Here is a 3,127-nt window from a genome sequence, read left to right on the forward strand (position 1 = left end):
GGATGGTGGCGGCGCCGTCGGGGCCGCGACGGCTGACGGCGGCAGCGCCGGCACCCGCGCGGTCGCGGCGTTGGCGGCTGTAGTGATGACCGCGGACGTGCTGTTCGGCGCGCTGTCGTCCGTCGACCAGATCGCGGTAGCGGCTAATAATGCAGTGGCTCCGGTTCGGACCGGAGCGGCCGGTTGCTGCACGGGAGCACTTCCTATTTCCTGTCATCATGCGCAAGCTGCGGGCCAGACCCGCTCAGCTCACACAATCCGATTCCTCAACTACCCCACGCGACCATGTCAGGCACTCGGTTGATTCGCTAGAGTCTGCGAGGATTGCGAACATGGTATGTTGGCAATGGGTACTTTTTTGCGCGCCGCTGCCGCGACCTTGTCGCCGCGAGGCGTGGGTGAAGCGGAACAGCGGCAAAGAACCTGGCGGGTCAGGCCTTCTGCCCGATACGGCCCTCAGTGCCCGCGACGAGCCGCCTGATGTTCTCGCGATGCATGATGAACAACAACAATGTCAGCAGCGCGAACAGCGCGGCGAGCGCGGCATGGCCGAGCCACCATAACAGCGGCGGCGTGACCAGGCTCGCCAGCAGCGCCGACAGTGAGGAGTAGCGCGAGGCAAACGCGGTCAGCAGCCAGATCGCGCAAAACGCCAGCGCCGCCGGCCAGAACAGACCGAGCAGCACCCCGATGTAGACCGCGACGCCCTTGCCGCCGTGGAACTTCAGCCAGACCGGAAACAGATGGCCGAGAAAGGCGCCGAGGGCGGCCAGCATGGCCGCACTCGGGCCGTCCAGGTGGCCCGAAATGACGACCGCGGCTGTGCCCTTCAGCATGTCCAGCAGCAGCGTCGCGGCGGCAAGCCCCTTGTGCCCGGTACGCAGCACATTGGTGGCGCCGATATTGCCGGACCCGATCGCGCGCAGATCGGCCGTTCCGGCCAGCCGCGTCAGCACCAGCCCGAACGGGATCGAGCCGCAGAGATAGCCGATCAGGAACGCCACGGGCAGGAGAGCCTCAGTTAAAGCCTCGGGTGCCATCGGCGGATCCTCCCCTCAACGACTCTAGACGTGCTCGAAGACCGTGCGTCCGCCGACGATAGTGCGAACCACGCGGCCGGAAAAGCGGGCCTCGTCGAACGGCGTGTTCTTGCACAGCGACTTCAGGTCGGCGGGATCGAGCACCCAGGGCGTATCGGCATCGATCACGATGAGGTCGGCCGGCGCACCGGGGCGAAGCGAGCCGCCCGGCAGCCCCATCAGCTCGGCCGGACGCGTCGACATCGCGCGGATCAGCGTCTTCCAGTCCATCTCGCCATTATGGATCAGGCGCAGCGCCGCCGGCAGCATGGTTTGCAGGCCGATCGCGCCGGCGACCGCCTCGGCGAACGGCAGCCGCTTCACCTCGACGTCCTGCGGATTGTGGTCGGACATGATGACGTCGATCAGCCCGGAAGCGAGCGCCGCGACCAGCGCCTTGCGGTCGCTCTCGGTGCGCAGCGGCGGCGACAGTTTCAGGAAGGTCCGGTAGGGGCCGATGTCGTTCTCGTTCAGCGTGACGTGGTTGATCGAGACCGAGGCGCTGACGGCAAGGCCCGTGTCGCGCGCCCGCTTCAGAATCTCCAGCGAGGCGATGCAGCTCAGCGAGGCTGCGTGATAGCGGCCGCCGGTCAGCGCGACGAGGCGCATGTCGCGCTCCAGCATCACGGCTTCCGCTGCATCGGGAATGCCCTCGAGCCCGAGCCTGGCGGCGAACTCGCCTTCGTTCATGACGCCTTCGCCGACCAGGTCGGGATCTTCGGTGTGATGCACGATCAGCGCGTCGAAATCGCGGGCATAGGTCAGCGCGCGGCGCATCACCTGGGCGTTAGTGACGCTCCTGTCGCCGTCGGAAAACGCCACCGCGCCCGCGGCCTTCAGCAGCCCGATCTCGGTCATCTCCACGCCGGCCATGTCCTTGGTCAGCGCCGCCATCGGATGAATGTTGACGATCGCGGTGTCGCGGGCCCGGCGCAGCACGAAATCCACCGTCGCCGAGTTGTCGATCACCGGCGAGGTATCGGGCTGGCAGATGATGGTGGTGATGCCGCCGGTCGCCGCCGCCTGGCTTGCCGAGGCAAAGGTCTCGCGGTGGCTCAGGCCGGGCTCGCCGACGAAGGCGCGCATGTCGACCAGCCCGGGCGCGATGATCCTGCCGGCGCAGTTGATGATGTCGGTGCCCTCGGGCACGCCGGCCGCACCGATGCCGCGCCTGGCGTCGCGGATCACGCCGTCGGCGATCAGCACGTCGCCGGGGCCGTCGAAATCCCGGGAGGGATCGATCACCCGCGCATTGGCGAGCAGGATGGGGCGGCGGTCCGTCAGCATGCTGTCACGCGTTCGGCAGGTTGCGGGCGAGCGCTTCGAGCACCGCCATCCGCACCGCCACTCCCATTTCGACTTGTTCCCGGATCAGGGATTGCGCGCCATCGGCCACGATCGAGTCGATCTCGACGCCGCGGTTCATCGGGCCCGGATGCATCACCAGCGCGTCGGGTTTGGCGTAGGCGAGCTTCTTCTGGTCGAGCCCGAAGTAATGGAAATATTCGCTGGTCGAGGGCACGAAGGAGCCGTTCATGCGCTCGCGCTGCAGCCGGAGCATCATCACGATATCGGCGCCGTTGAGGCCCTCGCGCATGTCGCGCGCGACCTCGACCCCCATCCGCTCGATGCCGGGCGGCAGCAGCGTGGACGGCGCGACCACGCGCACCCGCGCGCCCATCGCGTTGAGCAACAGGATGTTGGAGCGCGCGACCCGCGAATGCATGACGTCGCCGCAGATCGCGACCACCAGCCCCTCGAGCCGGCCCTTGTTGCGGCGGATGGTCAGCGCGTCGAGCAGAGCCTGGGTCGGATGCTCATGCGCGCCGTCGCCGGCATTGATCACGGAACCGTCGACCTTACGCGCCAACAGTTCCACCGCGCCGGAAGCGTGATGGCGCACCACCAGGATGTCGGGATGCATCGCGTTGAGCGTGACCGCGGTGTCGATCAGGGTCTCGCCCTTGCGCATCGAGGAGGAGGAGACCGACATGTTCATGACGTCGGCACCCAGCCGTTTGCCCGCGATCTCGAATGAGGACTGGGTC

Annotated in this window: 3 protein-coding genes and 1 pseudogene; all 4 read right to left on the reverse strand. The window is 67.3% G+C overall.

The features are described from left to right. Nucleotides 1-192, reverse strand: a pseudogene (locus tag WCB02_RS37220) (hypothetical protein); the annotation flags it as partial. A gap of 239 nt (nucleotides 193-431) precedes the next feature. Further along, nucleotides 432-1,040, reverse strand: a complete 609-nt coding sequence (plsY, locus tag WCB02_RS37225; protein ID WP_423966852.1) for a glycerol-3-phosphate 1-O-acyltransferase PlsY — start codon at nucleotides 1,038-1,040, stop codon at nucleotides 432-434. 24 nt (nucleotides 1,041-1,064) lie between these two features. After that, a complete protein-coding gene (locus WCB02_RS37230) occupies nucleotides 1,065-2,366 on the reverse strand; it encodes a dihydroorotase (protein ID WP_423966855.1) in 1,302 nt (433 codons plus the stop codon). A gap of 4 nt (nucleotides 2,367-2,370) precedes the next feature. Next, a partial coding sequence (locus WCB02_RS37235) for an aspartate carbamoyltransferase catalytic subunit (protein ID WP_423966857.1) occupies nucleotides 2,371-3,127 on the reverse strand: 757 nt, incomplete at its 5' end.

The sequence above is a fragment of the Bradyrhizobium sp. genome (assembly GCF_049581145.1).
Taxonomy (GTDB): Bacteria; Pseudomonadota; Alphaproteobacteria; order Rhizobiales; family Xanthobacteraceae; genus Bradyrhizobium.